A 22389-nucleotide genomic window follows, 5' to 3' on the forward strand; every position below is an offset into this window, starting at 1 on the left:
TAAATCATTTTAAAAATAATAAATATGACAGAAATAGCAATGGCTCAGACAGTTGTTAATGGATTAGGTGATATGGGAATGTCCCTAAGTATAGCAGCAATTGGATCGGCAATAGGAACAGGAATTGCAGGTATGGCCGCTATAGGTGCCTGGAAAAAGATGATTACTAGTGGACAAAAAGCAGCCACAGCAATGCTTATTTTTGTTGGAGCTCCATTATCTCAGGTGATCTATGGTATGATTTTAAAAAATGCGATTGCCGATGCAAATTTACCTGCAGAATCCTATGGTTGGCAAATTCTTATCGGTTTAATTGCTGGTGCAGCCATGGCGGGTTCAGCCATTTTTCAAGGCAAAACGGGAGCACGCGCTTGTGATGCTATTGCATCTGGTGCAAACGATACTGCAAAATATATTATGGTTATAGGTATTGTAGAAACAGTAGCTTTATTCGTTATGATATTTACGATGACTGGTTTACCAGGAAATTAATTTAGTTGATTTTGTTAACGGCACCAAGAACAATACAAATTGCAGTGTTGTTTTTGGTGCTTTTTTTTGCTTAGAATTTAGATTTTATATTGTAGATTGAACCTCTTGTTATATACTAGATTTTATCCTCTTTATTGTTGATGTGACGGACCTATGAATACTTAATCATAATATTATGGGTTTCGTTAATAATTTGTGTTAATTTCACGTTATCAGTATTTTATGGAGTGTCTCTAATGTGTTTCTTTTATAAGCCGCTAAACTTAAATTTCTACATTTTGTAGAATAAAAAGCCTATAATGCTAATTTTTTTTATAGCATTGCAATACGCTTTGTTATAAAAATTGAAGATGTAAAATTTATTTACGGAAATACTTCGGTTTTATTGAAAGAGTGTGTGTTAACTTAAATTTTTTGCAATAATGATATTAATATTAGTAGTCATATCGCATGAGTATTAAGAATGAAGTTTTTGAATTAATATAACCTTACTTTTAATAAAAATTATGAAGAGTTTTATCAGAAAATATGAGATTTGGATATTCTTAATATTAGGACCTATCACGAATGTTTTTTTTGTTCAAGCTAGGATTAATGGGTTGATTTCTAGTAGTGTATATAATACTGGGCGTTTTTGTATTTTACTATTTTTGTTAATTTGTATATTGAAAATTACGAAGGGAAATAAAGGGATTATAAATTTGTTTAAGCCTATGTTGAACTGGAGAGTTCACCCCAAGTGGTACCTTTTGGTATTAGTTTTTCCCACAACAATAGGTGTCATAACACTATTGTTAAAAGCGTTCTACAATGATGTTGAATATTCTACCTTTTTAAATGTAAATATCACCACATTTAGAGGATATGTGGCCAATCTAGTTTGGGCTTTTCTCGGAGAAGTAGTATGGGTGAGTTATTGTATACGTGAATTGTCTAAAATTGTAAAACCATTCTATGCAAGCCAAATTATTGCTGTTTTTTGGACCTTATGGTTTATACCTATTATTCTGTTAGGTGAGGGAATATTTCCCGAAATTCCAATTTTACCTGCGTTAATATTCTTTATGGGAATTGCTGGTATGTGTGCTTTTATATATAAGCATACAAAAAGCGGTCTTTGCGTCCTTTTGTTACAATGTATGGTAAATTATACTGCAATATCCTTACCATTGATGCCAACATATGGTGGTGCGCCTACGTACACTGCGTTTGCGACTATTTATTTTTTAACAATGTTGGCATTTTGGATCACTGAATATTTATTAACAATGAATAAAAATAAAAAGCTAATTCAGAGTAGTTGAACTCTGGAATCACAATTAAATTCTTATCTATGAATATTAATTTGAAATCTAAAGTAATTGGAAAAATAGCGAGTATACTTGGTAGCTTTCTAATAATTTTAAGACCAAAAAAAGCTAAAGAACTATCCGAGTATAGAATGGCATTAGTCCATAATTACAAGAATATGTCGCTACAAGAAAGGCTGATGCGTAGTGCTTTAATAAAGAAGCTCGATAAAATAGACGACTATAGTGAAGTTGCTAAATTAAACAAGAATTTTTGGTCGAATAAAAAAGCCACAGAATTATTTGATAAGTTAGAAGAAGGTTTTCAAAATGATTTTCTGCCACACTGTTCTTTTATCTTTAAGATTCTTAAAGAAAAATTGTCCAAGGAGTCTGAATCATTTACCAGATTAGTAGAAATAGGCACTGGAAATGGAGATGTATTGAATTATTTGTATTCAGAATTTCCGCAAATTGATCGTTTTATTGGTATTGATCTTAGTGTAGATCAAATTGAAATAAATAAAGCGAAATACAAAAACAATAAAAAACTCGAATTTGTGGCTTCAGATGCTATAGAATGGGTAAGGGAACATGGTGCTAGAAACACTATTTTTGTAACTTCCAGAGGGGTTTTGGAGTATTTTGAACCACAATTATTAGAGGAATTTTTAAATATGATTTATTCATTAGGTAATACTATTTTTATTGCTATTGAGCCTAACGGTAAAGATCATAACTTAGAAACAAATTTTAACTCTGAGCTTTATGGATATGAACCATCTTTTTCTCACAACTACCCATATCTTTTCAAAAAGTCAGGTTTTAGTATATGGCATTTTTCGCAACAACCATGGCATCAAGAAACTAATATGCAGACCTTTGTAATTGCTAAAAGCTAAGTAATAGTATCTCGCTTTAAAAGTGAACAATTGAATATAATAAGAAAGCGTTTTTTATGGATTTGAAAACATACTATTAACATCATAAATACAGAGTAATATACTATTTGAAGAAACTCCAAATTATTTAAACCTAAATTAAAAAAATGAACACAACTATATACGATGCTTCTCATAAACTGGGTAATTCCGAAAAGGAGCGTATTGTAAATTTTATATTCACACATTTAGAAGAATACGGAGATCCTAAAAGTGCAGTTAAAAAAGCTATTGATTACGCTGTTGGAGATCGTCCTAGCTTAGGTGGTCATGTCTTTATTATGGAAGAAGCAGATCAAATTATTGGTGCGGTAGTGATTAATAAAACCGGAATGGATGAATACATTCCAGAAAATATTTTAGTCTACATTGCGACTCACAAAGATTATAGAAGAAAAGGGTTCGGAAAAAAAATAATGGAGTTTGCTATAAATAATTGTGATGGCAGTATTGCATTACATTGTGAAAAAGATAACCCAGCGAAAATGCTATATGAAAAGCTTGGCTTTACCAATAAGTATTTAGAAATGCGATTAGAAAAGTAAAAGTCCAAGTCCCAAATGCGATACAGAATGTTGAGATATGTTTTCACTATTTATTAAAAGTCACAAGTTGCAATGGCAGAGTTAATTATTCATTCAGAAAAAATAAAGGAAAACATACAATACTTAAGCCGTTATTTTAAAACGCATCATATTGAATGGAGCCTAGTTACTAAAATATTTTCAGGAGATAAAACGTTTATCGCAAATATCTTATCCGAAGACGTTATGGAATGTGTGACCTCAGTAAGCGACTCAAAATTAACTAGTTTAAGGTATCTTAAAAAAGTATTTCCTAATTTAGAAACCATCTATATCAATCCACCAGCGCTGTTGCGTGTAGATGAAGTTATAGACTGTGCCGATATCTCATGTAATACATCTATTGCAACCATCAAAGCCCTTAACGTGTCTGCTAAGAAAAAAGAGGTCGTTCATAAAATCATTATTATGATTGAGTTAGGTGAATTACGCGAGGGTATACATTTAGAAGATTTAGCCTCGTTTTATGAAGCAGTTCGTGATTTATCTCATATTGAAGTGGTTGGTGTTGGATCCAATTTAGGGTGTATGTTTGGTGTAGAGCCTACAGAAGAGAATCTTGCTCAACTTGCGTTAAGTAAAAGATTTATTTCTGAAACGTTTCATAAGGAATTAAAGTTTATTTCTGGTGGTACATCCATAACGTTGCCTTTATTAGAAAATGGCTTAGTACCAAAAGACATCAATCATTTTAGAGTAGGTGAAGCCGCTTTTTTAGGTATTTGTCCTTTAGAAGGGGAACAATTTAAAGACTTACACAAAGATACATTTGAACTCCATGCGAATATTATAGAGTTAATTGAAAAAAATATTGTCCCAGGAGGAGATGTATCTACGACTACTAAAACCTTGAAATCAGGAATCAAAGATAGAGAAAGGCCTCAAAGATCGTACAAAGCTATCTTAGACTTTGGCTTATTGGATGTCGATAAGGATGATTTGGAAGCTGAAGATGATTTTCTATTTGTCGGTGCCACATCAGATATGGTAGTTATTGATATTGGTAACAATCAAACGGCATCAGGCGGTGTTAAATATAGTGTAGGAGATAAAATTAAGTTTAGGCTGAACTATATCGGAGTAGCGCGTTTATTGAGTTCTAAATTTATTCATAAGATCTATGTCTAAAGGCTAGGCTCTCATGTCTTCTCTCTAATAAGGATCCTAACACCTAACTAAACAGATTAAAATACAGATACATTGTTTCTCTAGATTGCTGTAAAACATACCCGGTGTTTATAAAAAAAGTTTATATTAGTGCTTTATTAGTCAGTAGGTTAAAAGATATTATAATGATCATATGATCATTAGTAAATAATTTTAGTTGACACGAATCGAGAAGATGGTTATTTAACTGAGAAAAATGTTATATGGCTAAAATGTTTCGTCTAAATGAAATAATAATCTTAATTTTATTCTATCCCTAATAAATCCCTCCATTTATAGATTAATTAAAATATAAGATTGAGTCAAGCGCTTGATTCTTAAAACGTTGTAATATTATACTATGGATTTAACCAAACCAGAGATAATTGAATTATTAGAGGAATTTAATACTACAAGTTCAGAGTTTCCTCATGATAATACAATTGTAGAAGTATTTGTAAAACAAGCAAAGCATACGCCAAACAATGTCGCAGTTGTATTTGGTACAAAAGAGATTAGCTATAAAGCCTTAGATGCAATTTCTAATCAATTTGCAAAATACTTAATGGCCAATCACGATATCGGTTTAAACGATTTTGTGGGCTTAATGATTGAACGCAGTGAGTGGATTGTAATTAGTATTCTAGGTATACTCAAAGCAGGTGCTACCTATGTGCCTATTGATATAGATTCTCCTCAAGTTAGAAAAGATTTTATTAAAAATGATAGCAATTGTAAATTCACGGTTAACGATTCTATAATTCAAGATTTTATAGCTTCACAATCGCAATACGATACCGAAGCACTTTCAGATAATCGATCGACACCAAATGATCTTGCTTACATCATGTATACCTCTGGTACTACAGGTAACCCAAAGGGGGTGATGATTAGACACATATCTGTAGTGAACCTCATAACTTTTCAAACTAGAAATTATGGTTTAGATAGTACAGATAAGATTTTACAATTTTCAAACTACTTTTTTGATGCCTCTATAGAGCAAATCTTTTTAGCAATATTAAATGGAGCAAGAACTATTATTGTAGATAAGCAGACTATTAAAGACTATACAATTTTAGATTTTATTGAAAAACATGAGATAACGCATTTAAATAGTACACCTAGTTATTTGGAAACGATTGCGGATTTATCTCAAATTAGGTCACTTAAAAGAATAGTAGCAGGAGGTGAGACCTGTTCCTTAAAATTAGCCCAAAAGCTGAGTCAAATTTGTGATTTTTATAATGCATATGGACTGACTGAAACTACCGTAACGTCTACGCTCTATAAGTATTCATCAGACGATGATTACGGCAATTTGCTGCCAATAGGAAAAACGATACCTAATACAAAAGCTTATATACTATCTGAAGATTTAAAATTATTGCCAGTTGGCGCTACGGGAGATTTATACTTGTCTGGAAATGCATTGGCCAAAGGCTACTTAAATTTACCAGAACTTTCTTCAAAAAGTTTTATAGAAAATCCATTTGAGCCTGAGAACTTAATGTATAGAACAGGAGATTTGGCAAAATGGTTGCCAGATGGGAATATCGAATTTATTGGTAGAAAGGACGACCAAGTTAAAATTGGAGGCTACCGATTAGAGCTTGGTGAAATTGAAGCTGCGATTCTCACACTTCCAAATATTAAGAGAGCTTGTGTTATTGCCAGTAATTATTTTGAAGAGGCAAAATTAGTTGCCTATATAGAATCTGAACATATAGAAAAAGATTCTAATAATATACGTCAGCAATTATCTGATATTCTACCTGCATACATGATACCTGCCCTCATTATGTGGGTGGACGATTTTCCGACAACAACTAATGGTAAAATTGATAAAAAAAATCTGCCAAATCCTGAGTTCCAAAGACCAGCTGGCGCTCCTCCTTTAAAGAAGCCTAAAACTGACGCGGAGAAAGCCATCGCTAAGATATGGAGTGCTACCTTGCACATTCCACAAGTAGGTATTGATGATAACTTTTTTGAAATGGGAGGCAATTCACTCTTAACACAAAAAGTAGCCGCTTTAATAGCAGAGCGTCTTAACCTAAAAGTACCTGTGACTAAGATGTATCAGTTCCCTACGATTTCTGGGTTAGCTAAATTTTTAGAGAAAGATCAAAATAAATCAAGGTTTTTAGGGGAACAACGAAAGACTAAACGTCAAGCTAATAGTGATATCGCTATTATTGGAATGTCAGGACGATTTCCTGGTGCATCTACCATTGATGAACTTTGGGATGTTCTTAGAGAAGGTAAAGAGACCATATCATTTTTTACACCTGAAGAATTAGATAAAAGTATTCCAGAATCGATACGTAATAATCCACTTTATGTAGGTGCAAGAGGTATTGTGCCATCCGCAAAAACCTTTGATGCAAAATTCTTTGGACTCAATCCTAAATTGGCGTCAGCCATGGATCCTCAGCAACGGTTATTTTTAGAAATATCTTGGGAAGCGCTAGAGCAGTCGGGATATCTTCCAAATCTCTATGATGGTAAAATAGGTGTGTTTGCAGGGGTATATACGAATACCTACTTCCTTCATAACGTATTTCCGAACAAAGAATTGATGAATCAAATTGGCGAAGTACAAGCCAATACAACTAATGATAAAGACTATATTGCAACGCGTACAGCCTATCATTTAAATCTAAAAGGGCCTGCTGTAAGTGTACATTCGGCTTGTTCTACATCATCATTAGCAATTGCACAGGCTGTAGAGTCTATTCGCAATGGCCAATGTGATCTGGCTTTGGCTGGTGGCTCTAGTGTTACTTCTCCGATGTACGGCGGTCACCTATATCAAGAAGGGTCAATGTTAAGTGCTAATGGACAATGCAGGTCGTTCGATGCTAACGGAACAGGGACCATGTTTTGTGATGGTGCAGGTGTAGTACTGCTTAAAAGTTTAGAAGATGCTGAACGCGATGGAGATATAATCCATGGTGTAATTAAAGGTATTGGTGTTAATAATGATGGTAGCGATAAAGGGAGTTTTACAGCTCCGAGTGTTGAAGGTCAAGCTGGAGCCATAAATAGTGCGCTATTAGATGCAGATGTAAAACCATCACAGATAAGTTATATAGAAGCACATGGAACTGCAACTTCTTTAGGTGATCCGATTGAAATTGAAGGACTAAAGTTAGCTTTCGGAGAGCAAGATGCTAAAGGATATTGTGCTGTGGGGTCTATTAAAAGTAACATCGGGCATCTTACTGCAGCGGCAGGTGTTGCGGGAGTAATTAAGACAACCTTAGCATTGAAGCATCGTCAAATTCCTGCTTCATTAGGATTTGAAAAACCTAACCCGTCTATAGATTTTGAAAATAGTCCGTTTTTTGTAAACAATAAATTAAGACCTTGGCAATCTGAGGCTTCAAGGATGGCTGGTGTTAGTTCGTTTGGAGTCGGTGGTACTAATGTGCACATTGTTGTAGAAGAATATAAATCTAAAGTTAAAGATTCAGACTCAGGCAGGCCATTACAACTACTAGCATGGTCTGCAAAATCCCAAAATAGCCAAGAGGGATATAAAAATGCCTTATCCGATTTTATAAAAACAAACTCAGATGTAGAACTTGCTGATATCGCTTATTCTTTAAATGCGACACGAGATGTCTTTCAAAACCGAAGTTTTGTTTTAGCAGGAAGCCATATTGAAGCTAGTGATACTTTAAGTTCAGACGCGTCCAAATTGGTTAAAAGCAACACTTTAAAAATTATTCCTAATGAATTAGCATTCTTATTTCCAGGGCAAGGTTCTCAATACCTAGACATGGGAAAAGCTCTATATGATAGCGAAACTGTTTTTAAAGCTGCCGTAGACCATTGTGCCGAATTATTGCAAGACGAATTAAAATTAGATATCCGCCAAATAATATATCCAGAAGTACAAAGTACTGAAGCGGAGTCTCAATTAAAAGATACAAAGTTTACGCAACCCGCATTATTTGTTATAGAATATGCATTATCACAACTTTGGATGAGTTGGGGAATTAAACCAACATTACTATGCGGTCACAGTATTGGCGAATTTGTTGCGGCGCATTTAGCAGGCGTTTTTACCTTAGAAGATGCACTACATCTTATCACAGTTCGTGGTAAACTAGTCAGTGAGTTGCCAGGTGGTAGTATGCTTTCAGCACGAACCAATATTGAAAGTTTAGAAGACTTATTGCCAGAGACATTATCTATCGCGGCTATAAATTCTGATAAATTAATTGTGATCTCTGGACCTGATGTGGAGATTGAACAGTTCTCTAAAGTCTTAAATGATAAAGGTATTGCAAACAAACTTTTATTAACGAGTCATGCATTCCACTCTTCTATGATGGATCCTGTTTTGGGAACTTTTGAAGATGAAGTTAAAAAAATGAAACTCAGTGTTCCTCGATTACCCATTGTATCGACTGTAACAGGGGATTGGCTTACAGATGCAGAAGCTACTAGTACTGAGTATTGGACAAATCATTTACGTGAAACTGTAAATTTTTCAGGTGCTATGGAAACAGTATTAGGATTAGATGATCCTGTTTTATTAGAGGTTGGGCCTGGACGTGCCTTGACTACTTTATCCATGCAAAAGAAAGGTTTAAAATCCTTAGCATCTATTTCAAGCTTGTCAATTCCTAAAGAAGGTGAAACTTCCTATCATACTGTGTTATCCGCGTTGGGTGAATTATGGTTGAACGGATTAGAACCTCATTGGAAATCTTTTTATGGTGATCAAGTGAGATCTAAGATTTGGTTACCAGCTTATGTTTTTGATCGTAAACCTTGCTGGGTAGATCCACCAATAATTGAGACGGCAGTAAATACTGTTTTAGATAATACAGCTGTCATCAGCACAACTGAAAATGAAGAAAATATATTTAATGAACCTAATACTAATATCAAGATTATGAGAAAACCTTTACTTCTTAAAAAAATAGCGGATATTATTGAAGATAACTCAGGAGTTGAAATTGAAGAAAATGAAGCAGATCAGAGCTTTTTAGAACTAGGTTTAGATTCATTGGTTCTAACACAAATGGCGATTACATGTAAAAATGAATTTAATATACCTATAACCTTCAGGCAACTTAATGACCAATTTGGATCCCCTAATTTATTGGCTGAACATTTAGACAAGGTATTGCCAGAGGAGGCTTATGCCCCAGCTGTTAATGATGCTGCTCCGGTTCAACAACAAGTACAGCAACCTAAACCAATACAACAGTCGGCACCTACTACCAATAATGGGCAAAATACATATGCAGTACCTCAATATGGGCAAAATTCTGCATTAAATTTAATAGCCCAACAGTTGCAACTCTTAGGACAACAACTACAGTTATTACAAGATGGTGGAAATAGTGTGTCAGCACCAGCTCCAACTGTTTCCAATACTCAAAGTGTTTCTGTAAATCAATTGAAAACTGCGGCTAAGAGTATATCCCCTTTGGTGGATTCTAATGATGATATTAGAACAGAAGAAGAAAAGAAAGAACATCAAAAACCTTTTGGTGCTTCTCCTAAAATAGAAAAAGAATCTACAGATTTAGAAAACGAGCAACGCATGTTTTTAAATAACCTAATTACTAGGTATAACACAAAAACAGCGAAAAGTAAAGCTTATGCTCAACATTATAGGGCAAAAATGGCAGATCCTAGAGTTGTAACAGGATTTAAACCATTAACGAAAGAGCTCGTTTACCCTTTAGTAATTGAAAAATCAGCAGGAAATAAATTATGGGATTTAGATGGAAATGAATACATGGATATTCTTAATGGTTTTGGAGCTTGTTTATTTGGGCATCAACCAGATTTTATAAAAAAAGCATTACATCATCAAGTAGAACAAGGTTTTGAAGTTGGGCCTCAACACCCATTAGCGGGCGAAGTCTGTGATTTAATTTGTGAATTTACAGGTAATGATCGTGCTGCATTATGTAATACTGGGTCAGAAGCCGTTTTAGGCGCCATGCGTATCGCTAGAACAGTAACGGGTCGGTCGCTTATTATTGCCTTTTCAAGATCTTATCATGGAATTAATGACGAAGTCATTGTTAGAGGCTCAAAAAAATTAAGAACATTTCCGGCTGCTGCAGGTATCCTTCCAGAAGCCGTTAAGAACATGCTTATTTTAGACTACGGAACAGAAGAAAGTCTTGCTATAATTAAAGAACGTGCCCATGAGGTCGCAGCAGTACTTGTAGAGCCTGTTCAAAGTAGACGGCCAGATTATCAGCCTATTGAGTTTTTAAAGGAAGTCAGAGCAATTACCAAAGCTTCGGAAACCATTCTTATTTTTGATGAAATCATAACTGGTTTTAGAATGCACCTAGGTGGAGCACAGGCTTTGTTTGGTGTTAAAGCAGATTTAGCAACCTACGGAAAAGTAATAGGAGGAGGTATGTCCATCGGAGCCATAGCAGGTAATAAAAAATGTATGGATGCCTTAGATGGTGGTTTTTGGCAATTCGGTGATGATTCTTTTCCAGAAGTTGGAGTAACATATTTTGCCGGTACATTTGTTCGTCACCCTTTAGCTTTAGCAACTGCTAAAGCATCCTTAAATCATATGAAAGATAAAGGGATTGCGCTTCAAAATGGATTGGCATCTTTAAGCGAACGTGTCGGCAGAGAGCTAAATTTATTTATCAAAAATAATAACCTTCCTTTAGAGGTCGTGCACTATCGTTCATTGTGGAAACTTATATTTTTAGAAGAGGTACCATATGGAGAGCTGTTTTTTGTGCTTATGAGGGAAAAAGGGTTTCATATTTGGGATGGTTTTCCTTGTTATATGACAGAAGCATTCACTAATAGTGATATCGATGCCTTAATAAAGAATTCGATTTTGACTTTAGAAGAGTTAATTGCAGCTGGAATTTTTAAATCTGAAAGAAATGAAACTACAGCAGAAGAGCTTCCTAATTATTCAACTAAAGAATTGAATACACCACCAGTCTCTAATGCACGTTTGGCCTTAGACGATAAAGGAGATCCTGCTTGGTTTGTGCATGATAACGAGAATGAAGGTGAATTTGTTCGGATAGATTTATAGCTAAAGAATAATTAAATTAATTACATATTTTACATCCTAACCTGTATTGTATAAATGAATTTTTTAACGTCAGAATCAACTAAAAAAGAATCTTTTAATCCATTTAATGGACCAATAATTGAAAAAGTAATTTATTCTACCCAATCTCAAGTAGAAATATGGCTTGGTTGCAAATTTGGTGGTGAAGATGCGAATAGAGCCTATAATGAGTCCTTTTTACTTACTTTAAATGGTCATTTGGATAAGCTAGCACTTGAAGAGTCTTTATATGACGTTGTATTGAGACATGAATCGTTACGAGCTGTTTTTAGTACAGATGGACAGTTTATGAGCATATTAAAAGAGGTTCCAATTACTTTAGAACGACATGATATTTCTGAATTAAAAGACTCTGAGAAAAAGCTAAAAACTAAACAATATCTTTTGGCAGATGCCAATTTTGTCTTTGATTTAGTTAAAGGACCATTGTTGAAAGCTAGCTTAATAAAACAAAGTGACCTTAAACATCAGTTAATACTTACGGCTCATCATATTATATTGGATGGCTGGTCTACAGGTATTTTATTAGAAGAACTGGGGGCATTATATTCTTCTAAAGTTTCTAAAACAACACTTGAAATTCCTGATCCTATAAATTATAGTGAATATGCAGATGATATTCAAGTTTTCACTGCAAGTGAGGAGTTCCTTGAAACAGAAAAATTTTGGAAAGATCAGTATAAATCCTCTGTGCCAGAATTAAATATGCCTACAGATTTTCCACGGCCAGAATTAAGGACTTATAAAAGTGAGCGTCTTGATTTCTCAATTGATAAAGAATTATTGGCTAAATTAAAAAAAACAGGTGTAAAGGCTGGTTGTAGTTTTGTAACAACTTTAATGACTGCATTCGAGTTGTTTCTGTGCAAGCAAACAGGACAAAATGATATTGTTTTAGGTTTGCCAGCTGCAGGGCAATCAGTCACTGGAAAAACGCAATTAATCGGACATTGTGTTAATTTATTACCATTGCGGAGTCAAATTATTTTAGATGAGACGTTTAATACCTATTTAAAACATCGTAAATCGTCTATGTTTGATGCCTATGACCATCAACAATTAAGTTTTGGTCAGTTGCTACAAAAGTTACCAATTGCTAGAGACCCTTCTCGCGTGCCACTAGTCCCAGTTGTCTTTAATATAGATATGGGTATGAGTAATCTAGTAACGTTTGCCGATTTATCATTTGAGTTAGAATCTAATCCTAGAACATTTGAAGCTTTTGAGTTGTTTTTGAATGCGAGTGGTTCAGAAGAGGATTTTATTCTAGAATGGCAATATAATACCTCTTTGTTTAAACCCTCTACAATCGAAAAAATGATGTTTTCATTAGTAGACATTATAGAGCGAATTGTTGAAAACCCTGAGCGGACCATTTCAGATATTATAAAAACTGATGATACTGATTATAATAAATTGAATGCGACTACTGCGTCGTATTCTGATTTGCCATTACATGAGTTATTAATAAAACAAGCTCAAAAAGTTCCTAAAAAGAAGGCTGTTAAATTTTTGGACACAGAAATTTGTTATGAAGATTTAGAGCGACAAGTAAATCAGTTAGCACACAGCCTTAAAGAAAAAGGAATAAATAAAGGAGATTTTGTTGGAGTATCTTTACCACGTTCTATAGAATTATTAGTGACTTTACTGGCTATAATGAAATGCGGAGCAGCATATTTACCTTTAGATCCAAACTATCCTAGTGAAAGATTGGATTTTATGATAAATGATTCCGAAGCGAAAGTTTTAATAACGGTTGAAGCCTTTGCTTCGAAATTAGAAACTACAGCATCAAAATTTTTATTAGATGATTTATTTTCGGATTTATCCCAGTTTTCAAAAGAATCAATAGATGTTGCGGTAAATCAAAATGACATTGCGTATTTACTTTATACTTCGGGGTCAACAGGAAAACCAAAAGGTGTACAAGTTTCTCATAAAAATGTAGTTAATTTCTTGAGTAGTATGGCTAAGGAGCCAGGTATTAAAGATTCTGATAGGTTATTATCTATAACCACTATTTCTTTTGATATTGCTGGATTAGAATTATTCCTTCCACTTCTAAAAGGTGCTCAGTTAATCATTTCTGATGATGATACAGCAAGAGATGGACGATTAATGTTAGACTTAATTAAAAAGGAAAATATTACCATGATGCAGGCCACACCCACAACATGGCAAATGTTGTTAGATTCGGGATGGGAAACAGCATTTCCGATAAAAGCTTTATGTGGAGGTGAATCCTTGCCATTGGCATTAGCTAAAAAGCTACTTACGAAAGTTGATGAACTTTGGAATGTATATGGACCTACAGAAACTACCATTTGGTCTGCTGTAAAACAAATCAAAGAAAGTGATGAATTAATCACCATTGGAAAGCCTATTGATAACACACAATTATATTTATTAAATGACCAGAATATGTTAGTGAGTTCTGGTGCCATTGGTGAATTATGTATTGCAGGAGATGGTGTGTCATTAGGGTATTGGAAGCGACCAGATTTAACGGCAGAAAAATTTATTCCTAATCCTTTTGAAACAACGTTAAACAAAACATTATATCGTACAGGAGATTTGGGAAAACTATTAAGCAATGGAGAAGTTCAATGTTTAGGAAGAATTGATGACCAAGTAAAAATTAGAGGACATCGTATTGAATTGGGGGAAATAGAGCAGGTAATAAATACTATGGCAGATATTGAATCTTCTGTGGTTATGATCGATCAAAACCGACTTAAAGCGTTTGTTATTACGAGTGCATCCTATATGGAGTCACCAAATCCTGAGGACAAATGGCAGGCTCACTTAAAGGAAGTATTGCCCATATATATGGTTCCCAATGAGATGCTTACGATCGACGAGTTCCCTACTACTTTAAATGGAAAAATCGATCGAAAAGCACTTTTAAAAGACGCAACTGCGTCTTCTATTGATTCAGGTCACCATACTGAGCCTAGAACAATTTCAGAGCAATTGATTGCTGATATTTGGGAGGAATGTTTAGAAATTAAAAATATAAGTGTATTTAGTAATTTTTTCGAGCTTGGCGGGCATTCTCTAATAGCAGTACGTGTTATGGCACTGTTAGAAAAAGAAACTGGAAAACGAATGCCTTTAGCTGCTTTAATGACCAATTCTACAATTGAAAAATTGGCACTTTATATGGATTTGGATTTTAAATCAGAGACATGGAGTTCATTAGTACCTATACAAACAAAAGGTGATAAAACTCCATTGTATTTAGTGCATGGAGCTGATCATAATGTCATGATATTTAAATTATTATCTAATAATTTAGATGCGAATCAACCTGTGTATGCATTGCAAGCTAAAGGTCTTAACGGTATAGATGAACCACTTAAATCAGTAGATGAAATGGTTAATCACTATATTTCAGAAATTTTAAAGTCTAATCCTGAAGGCCCTTTTGTCTTAGCTGGTTATTCTTTTGGTGGTGTTATTGCATTTGAAATGGCAAGACAATTATTAGCGCAACATAAAGAAGTTAAAAAGGTTATACTACTAGATAGTTATGTTTATCCTTATTATTATTTCAGCGCTAATACGACTGCAAAAAAAATAGCTAAGGTTAAATACAAAATGAATACGATAGGATTTATGACTAAGACTATGTTTAGTAGTAAAGCCAATTTTAATCGCAGAATTCAATTGTTTAAGGACGGCATTAGAAACACCTATTTAAAACTAAAATTAGGCAAAGAAAATCAACATAAATTAATTAATAGTTGGCCTTACCAATTAGATCAAATGCACAATGAGGCTGTAAATAATTATCAAATTTTACCACTAAATATCACAGTCGATTTATTACGAGTAGCGGAGGATGAAATCTTTTATGCACACGACACTGATTTGTTAGGTTGGGAACCAATAGCTACAGGTGGTGTAAATAAACATGAAATACCCGGAAATCATATCAATATGCTTTCAGCGCCGAATGATAAAAAAACAGGAAGAATTTTACAGAATATCTTAGATAACTGAAATGAAGAGTTCTGAGAAACAGGATTTAATAAAAGATTCAGACCCTCTTTCTTGTGAAGAAGAGGTCGCTTTCCATTCATTAGTTTCAATACAACCAAAAGGTAAGAAACCGCCACTTTTTATTGTTCATGGCGCAGATTATAATATTGAAAAATTCAATAATTTAGCAAAAGTGTTGGATGTTAATCAGCCAGTCTATGCGTTGCAAGCCAAAGGGCTAAAGGGAGATGTTCAACCTCATGACACCGTTGAAGCAATGGCCTCTCATTATATTTCAGAAATCAAGTCTATAACTCAAGATAAACCATTTGCCTTAGGAGGTTTTTCATTTGGAGGTATTATTGCCTTTGAAATGGTAAGACAATTAAGAAGTTTAGGAGAAAATATAAAAGGTTTATTTTTATTTGACAGTTATGTTTATCCTACATATTATTATTCCGATCCTTTCAAGAAAAAAGTAATTTCTAAATTTTATATATTAGCTCAACTAGGTTTTATGGGTTTAAATATGTTTAGTAGCGTGGCTAATTTTAAGCGTAGAGTTAAATTATTAAAGTTAAAATTTCACGGCTTATATTTAAAACGAAAATATGGTAGTGAAAAACAAACTCAATTACAGTTTAAGCGTTCCTCAAAAATTGATAAGTTACATAATTTAGCTTACCAGAGGTATCATATGGTTCCACAGCCGATAAAAGTTGATTTATTTTGGTCACGCAAGAAATTATATTTTGCGCATGACTATAATTTTTTAGGTTGGAAAAAAATAGCTTTAGGAGGAGTAAATAGACATATAATACCAGGAAATCATTCCGAAATGTTTTTTTTACCTGTAGTTAAAGCGTTAGGTGAAAAACTTCAAATACTTTTGGATAATGAGGATTAAGAATTATGAAACCGTTATTTGTTGTGCTGATGCTGCTGTATCAGATAGAGTTAAAGAGGTTTCAAATGATAATTATTCAGACCTAAAAATTTTTAAAATTGAGTTAACGCGTTATTATGACATCGTTGATGTATTAATAAGAACGTTAACTCCACTTGAAGTAGAAAGAGCTCACAGATACCATCAGTTAAAAGATTTTAAAAGATTTGTAATCTGTAGAAGCATTCTTAAAATAATTATTGCGCAGCTAAAAGGCTTAAAGGTTTCGCAAGTGTATTTTGAAAAAAATGATAACCATAAGCCGTATTTTCCTTTAGATAAATTATTGTTTTTTAATGTATCGCACGCTGGTGATTATGCCCTAATTGCAATTGGTCCTTGTGAATTAGGTGTGGATATTGAGTGTATAAATCCTCAATTTGAATACGACGAAATCCTAACAACAGTTTTTAGCACAGAAGAAATAAACTTTATAAATGATTCTGAAGATGAAAGGTATGATTTTTACAAATTATGGACAAGAAAAGAAGCCATTGTAAAAGCCACAGGACAAGGTATTGATGATAATGTTTTTAAAATACCGGTTAAGGACGGTTCGCATATAGTGTCTGCGTCATTAGTAAATAATTTTAATAAAATAAATGTTTATAGCTTCAATATAACGACGAATTACATTGGATCTATAGCGTATAAAGGTGATGACGTTGATTTAAAACAAATAGTTTTTCAGCCTATACCAAGTGCCAAAAAACTAGAGTCTTTAGTTTAATTCACGAGAGTAGTGTAACATTCGTTACCTAATTTGTTAGCATCCTTTCGTATTTTTATTTAAATTTTATTTGGAATGAAAAAAATAATTGGACTACTTTTTATAGCTACATTTTTAGTGAGTTGTAATTCTGGTAAAAAAGAAAATGACCCTTACAGTAAAGCTACAAAGGAAATTGTTTCTAAAGACCATCCTGGTAAAAAATTAATGGAAACTAATTGTTATATCTGTCATAGTGCAACGGCTGGTCAAAATGATAGAATTGGTCCACCTATGATTGCTATTAAAAAGCATTATATAAATAGTAAAACGACCAAAGAAGAATTTACTAGTGCTATGCAAGCTTGGATTAAAAATCCGAATGAAGCTGATGCTAAAATGCCAGGTGCTGTAAAGCAATATGGCGTGATGCCCAAGCAGTATTTCCCAAAAGAGACTATTGCTCAAATTTCGGAATATATGTTTGATTTTGGAATTGAGCAGCCAGAATGGTTTGAAAACCATTTTAATGAAGAAAGAGGGAATAGTAAAGGAATAGGAAATGGACAAGGTAAAAAACTTGGCATGAAGCAAACCAAAACTAACTTTGAAGATTTACCTTATGGAGAACGCGGCTTAAAATACGCTTTAGCAACAAAAGCTATTTTGGGTAAAAATTTAATGAGTTCCATTCAGAATAAAGGAGTTTTAGAGGCTTTAGCATTTTGTAATGAACAGGCTTATCCTTTAACCGATAGCATGTCTGTTGTACACAATGCATTGATTAAACGTGTGTCTGATAAGCCTAGAAACCCAAATAATAAAGCGAATTCAGAGGAATTAGAATATATAAATGCTTTCAAGAAAGTTGTAGCGAATAATGAAGAAGCAATCCCTATCGTAAAAGAATCAGAAGATCAAGTAAGGGTTTATTATCCAATTACGACTAACACCATGTGTCTTCAATGCCACGGGAAGCCTAACGAAACATTGAATGAAACAACTTTAGTAAAAATTAAAAACTTATATCCAACGGATAAAGCTATAGGGTATACTATAAATGAAGTGAGAGGTATTTGGAGTATCACTTACGATAAATAAAATAAGTCAGGTATGAGCAAATTTTCAGAAATAATAAATCAAGATCAACCCGTTTTAGTAGATTTTTTTGCGGATTGGTGTGGGCCATGTAAAATGTTGAGTCCAGTTTTAAAGCAAGTAAAAGAAGCATTAGGTGATGATGTGTCAATCATTAAAATCGATGTGGATAAAAATCAATCATTAGCCTCTAAATATCAGGTGAGAGGTGTGCCAACAATGTTACTTTTTAAAAATGGCAAACAAGTTTGGAGGCAGTCTGGAGTCTTGCAAAAGGATGATATAATCAATGTTATAAAATCATCTCATTAATTTTTTGCTTAACTGATAAATGTCATATTTCTTAAATAATAAAGTGTCTAATTTTACACTTATAACTTAATAGATAATTTATATGATTAATTCTTCAATAGCATTTTATAGTTGGACAAATGGAGTTGTAATGATTGCAATCTTTGCAGTAGTCTGTATAACTTTAGTAGGTATTCTTATTAATTTCATGTCAAAAGGAAAAAAAGAAGCAGGATCTGATCATATAAATGAAGATAATAATTTAGAATAGTAACTTTTAACTAAATTAAATATTTAAGAAGAGGGTAGTCCATAATTAACTACCCTCTTTTTTTTGTTCTTAAAAACAGAAAAGGGCTGTGATGGTTTTGTTTTAGTAACATAGGTTACATAGGTAAAATCTATTGTGAGTTATATTTGTTATAAATTAATTAAATACCTAAAATATTATGAATACTACAGAAACAATAAAAGAAGAGCAAACATTTTCAATGCCAAGAATTGGTGATAAAGCACCAGAATTTAAAGCCGTAACCACGCAAGGGGATATTAACTATCCTTCAGATTACAAAGGAAAATGGTCCATATTATTTAGTCACCCAGCAGATTTTACTCCAGTGTGTACATCAGAGTTTATGACCTTCGCACACTTAGAAGAAAAATTTGAAAAGGCAAATTGTAGCCTTATTGGTTTATCTATCGATGGTCTTTACAGCCATATCGCTTGGTTAAGAACTATTAAGGATAAAATTAAATTCAATGGAATGGAAAATATCGAAGTTAAATTTCCATTAATTGAAGATATATCAATGGATGTTGCCAAAAAATACGGGATGATTCAACCAGGAGAAAGCAAAACACAAGCCGTTAGAGCTGTCTTTTTTGTAGATCCAAATGAAATTGTAAGAGCTATTATTTATTATCCATTAAGCTTAGGTCGTAATTTTGATGAGTTATACAGAGCATTAATAGCAATGCAAACTTCAGACAAATTTAACGTAGCTACTCCAGCAGATTGGAATCCTGGTGATGATGTTATTGTGTCTCCAGCAGGTTCATGTGGTGTAGCCGAAGAACGTATGAGTTCTACAGAAGACTTAGATTGTAAAGACTGGTTCTTCTGTACTAAGAAGCTTGATAAAGATCTAGTGTTGAACGAAATCCTAAAGAAGTAAATACGTTTTTGCGTGAAGATAATTTTCTTGTATAAGTAAATTAATAAGTAAAATAATCTAATCTAAATTTCGGTCTTAATTTTTAGTTGAGACTGAAATCTGTTATCTTTTAACTGGAATTAAAACGCATAAAAATCATGAACATTATACAATTTGAAGATAAGCCATTAGCGCATTATTCATATGCTGTTATAAGTAATAATGAAATGGCTATTATCGACCCGTCTCGGGATCCAAAGCCCTATTATCAATTAGCAGAAAAGCATAACGCAAAAATAATCGCCGTTTTTGAAACGCATCCACATGCCGACTTTGTAAGCAGTCATTTACAAATTCATAATGAGACTGGAGCTAATATTTATGTCAGCAAGTTAGTTGGTGCTAACTATATACATGAGTCTTTTGATGATGGAGATACCGTTAAAATAGGAGATATTACATGTTCTGCAATTAATTCACCAGGGCACTCGCCAGATAGTATTACCATTATTGCAGAAGATAAGTATAATAATTATGCAATGTTTTCGGGAGATACGCTATTTATTGGGGATGTTGGTAGACCAGATTTAAGAGAAAAAGCGGGTAACATGAAAGCTAAACGCGAAGAATTAGCAATCAGCATGTATCATACTATTAAGCATAAATTCAATCATTTACCGGACGCTACAGTCGTATATCCTGCCCATGGAGCTGGGTCGTTGTGCGGTAAAAATATGAGCACTGATTCTCAGAGTACCTTAGGCAGAGAACGAAAAGAAAATTGGGCTTTTAAAGATTTAACAGAAGATGAATTTGTAGATCATATTTTAAAAGACCAACCGTTTATTCCCTCTTATTTTGGATTTAATGTAGATATCAATAAAGAAGGAGCAGAGAATTTTCAAATGAGTATTGCGGTCCCCATATTTCAATTTCAGATTAGTAATTTTTTTAATGATGGTGCTTTAATTATAGATACTAGAGGTAAAGCGGATTTTGATAATAATCACATACCTAAGAGTATTAATCTTATTGCAGAGACTGAAGATGATAAATTTGAAACATGGTTAGGCTCAATTGTAAAACCTAATGAAGCGTTTTATTTAGTAATAAAATCTATTGAAGACAGAGATACAATGCTGCATCGAATCGCTAAAATTGGTTACGAAAAACAATTAATAGGAATGATGACCCTAGGTGAAACCAATTTTGAAGACTCAGATGTTCTTAACTTCAATGATTTTGAAAACCATCAAGATAAGTACACTATTATTGATGTAAGAAACAAAAGTGAAGTAGCCAAAGGAAAAATATTTAAAGACGCTACAGCAATTCCGCTTCACGAATTAAGAGATGCCGAAGATAAAATTCCTACAAACAAACCCATCGTAGTGCATTGTGCTGGTGGATATAGAAGTGCAGCTGGTAGCAGTATTATTTCTAGTCAACTTAAAGACACTGTAGTTTATGATTTAAGCGATGATGTTACTAAATTTCAATAAATAAAAAGGAGAGACGCCCATTGAAAATAGGTCAACCATCAAAAATGAATTATGTGTTTGTAGGCCTTCAGCTATTGCTTTTTGTTGCCTATGTATTTCCACTTAAAATAATTGTTATAAACCTTTTAGTGTGGATTAGATATGCAGCTTTAATTTTAGCTGGTTTAGGACTGATTTTAGGTATTAGTGCTTTATTACAAATAAACACTAAATTATCTCCCTTTCCAACACCTGTCGTAGATAGTAAATTACTCACTCATGGTGCTTATGCAATAGCTAAACATCCTATTTACACCAGTATTTTAACTGTAACTTTAGGCTATGCTATATATGATGAATCCCTATTTAAATTTATAATTTTCATAGCATTATGGATATTGTTTTATTTTAAATCAAATTATGAAGAGAAATTATTATCTAAAAAATTCACGGAATACTCAGCTTACAAACTAAATACAAACCGATTTATTTAATCGTTTATGAAAAACAATCCAACAGATTTTTGGAACGACCGTTTTGGTCAAGAAGAATTTATTTATGGTACTGAGCCTAATCAATTTTTTAAAGAACAATTACAAAAGTTGCAAAAAGGGACATTGCTTTTACCTGCCGAAGGAGAAGGTCGTAATGCAGTTTATGCAGCCGCTAAAGGTTGGAACGTTACTGCTTTTGATATGAGTGTTAAAGCTAAAGAAAAAGCTTTGCAGTTGGCAGAACTGAAAGCGGTAGATATTACTTATGAAGTTATAGGAGTTCAGGAATTTCAAACTGATGAAAAATTTGATGTGATTGGTTTGTGTTATGTCCATTTTCCAATAGCGATTCGTAAAAAAACACATCATCATTTACTTCAATTTTTAAAAGTTGGCGGACAGGTTGTTTTTGAAGCTTTTGCAAAGGCGCAATTAGAAAATGATTCTGGTGGTCCTAAAAATGAAGCTATGCTATTTTCTATAGATGAAATAAAGCAAGAACTTACTGGATTAGAATTTAAGTTGCTAGAAGAGAGGACTATTGAACTTTCAGAAGGGAATTATCATAAAGGAAAAGCGCAAGTTATTCGATTTGTTGGAGTAAAAGTATAATAGTGGGTATAGGATTTTTTTAAGTCAAAGAACCTAAATCTAAGTTTTTTGTGACAAAAGTTACTC

15 protein-coding genes are annotated in these 22389 nt (G+C 33.4%); all 15 read left to right on the forward strand.

The window, feature by feature from the left end:
- The first annotated feature begins 24 nt into the window (after positions 1-24).
- A complete protein-coding gene (locus KO515_RS08675; RefSeq protein WP_215935976.1) occupies positions 25-492 on the forward strand; it encodes a hypothetical protein in 468 nt (155 codons plus the stop codon).
- A 713-nt stretch (positions 493-1205) separates the two neighbouring features.
- A complete protein-coding gene (locus tag KO515_RS08680; RefSeq protein ID WP_215935977.1) occupies positions 1206-1796 on the forward strand; it encodes a hypothetical protein in 591 nt (196 codons plus the stop codon).
- Between the two features lie 29 nt (positions 1797-1825).
- Complete coding sequence (locus tag KO515_RS08685) at positions 1826-2683, forward strand: class I SAM-dependent methyltransferase (RefSeq protein WP_215935978.1); 858 nt, start codon at positions 1826-1828, stop codon at positions 2681-2683.
- Positions 2684-2829: 146 nt separating this feature from the next.
- Positions 2830-3267 (forward strand): GNAT family N-acetyltransferase, encoded by a 438-nt coding sequence (locus tag KO515_RS08690; protein WP_215935979.1) that lies wholly within the window; start codon positions 2830-2832, stop codon positions 3265-3267.
- 72 nt (positions 3268-3339) lie between these two features.
- Complete coding sequence (locus KO515_RS08695; RefSeq protein ID WP_215935980.1) at positions 3340-4434, forward strand: alanine racemase; 1095 nt, start codon at positions 3340-3342, stop codon at positions 4432-4434.
- A 379-nt stretch (positions 4435-4813) separates the two neighbouring features.
- On the forward strand, positions 4814-11512 hold the full coding sequence (locus KO515_RS08700) for a polyketide synthase (protein WP_252723820.1): 6699 nt from the start codon (positions 4814-4816) through the stop codon (positions 11510-11512).
- A 54-nt stretch (positions 11513-11566) separates the two neighbouring features.
- Positions 11567-15559: a non-ribosomal peptide synthetase gene (locus KO515_RS08705; protein WP_215935981.1), complete on the forward strand. Its 3993-nt coding sequence runs from the start codon at positions 11567-11569 to the stop codon at positions 15557-15559.
- A gap of 1 nt (position 15560) precedes the next feature.
- Positions 15561-16445 carry a thioesterase domain-containing protein gene (locus KO515_RS08710; protein WP_215935982.1) on the forward strand — a complete coding sequence of 295 codons (885 nt, stop codon included), beginning with the start codon at positions 15561-15563 and terminating at the stop codon, positions 16443-16445.
- Complete coding sequence (locus KO515_RS08715; RefSeq protein ID WP_215935983.1) at positions 16435-17214, forward strand: 4'-phosphopantetheinyl transferase family protein; 780 nt, start codon at positions 16435-16437, stop codon at positions 17212-17214. Before KO515_RS08710 ends, KO515_RS08715 begins: the two co-directional genes overlap by 11 nt.
- A gap of 75 nt (positions 17215-17289) precedes the next feature.
- Positions 17290-18294: a Tll0287-like domain-containing protein gene (locus KO515_RS08720; RefSeq protein WP_215935984.1), complete on the forward strand. Its 1005-nt coding sequence runs from the start codon at positions 17290-17292 to the stop codon at positions 18292-18294.
- Between the two features lie 12 nt (positions 18295-18306).
- The gene (gene trxA, locus KO515_RS08725) at positions 18307-18603 is read left to right on the forward strand and encodes a thioredoxin (RefSeq protein ID WP_215935985.1); all 297 of its coding nucleotides are present in this window, start codon (positions 18307-18309) and stop codon (positions 18601-18603) included.
- Positions 18604-19031: 428 nt separating this feature from the next.
- Positions 19032-19757 (forward strand): peroxiredoxin, encoded by a 726-nt coding sequence (locus KO515_RS08730; protein WP_215935986.1) that lies wholly within the window; start codon positions 19032-19034, stop codon positions 19755-19757.
- Positions 19758-19894: 137 nt separating this feature from the next.
- Complete coding sequence (locus KO515_RS08735; protein ID WP_215935987.1) at positions 19895-21238, forward strand: MBL fold metallo-hydrolase; 1344 nt, start codon at positions 19895-19897, stop codon at positions 21236-21238.
- Positions 21239-21258: 20 nt separating this feature from the next.
- The gene (locus KO515_RS08740; protein ID WP_252723821.1) at positions 21259-21711 is read left to right on the forward strand and encodes a methyltransferase family protein; all 453 of its coding nucleotides are present in this window, start codon (positions 21259-21261) and stop codon (positions 21709-21711) included.
- Between the two features lie 6 nt (positions 21712-21717).
- Positions 21718-22323: a class I SAM-dependent methyltransferase gene (locus tag KO515_RS08745; RefSeq protein WP_215935988.1), complete on the forward strand. Its 606-nt coding sequence runs from the start codon at positions 21718-21720 to the stop codon at positions 22321-22323.
- Positions 22324-22389 lie beyond the last annotated feature (66 nt).

Origin of the sequence: Winogradskyella psychrotolerans (assembly GCF_018860545.1) — a bacterium.
Lineage (GTDB): Bacteria > Bacteroidota > Bacteroidia > Flavobacteriales > Flavobacteriaceae > Winogradskyella > Winogradskyella psychrotolerans_A.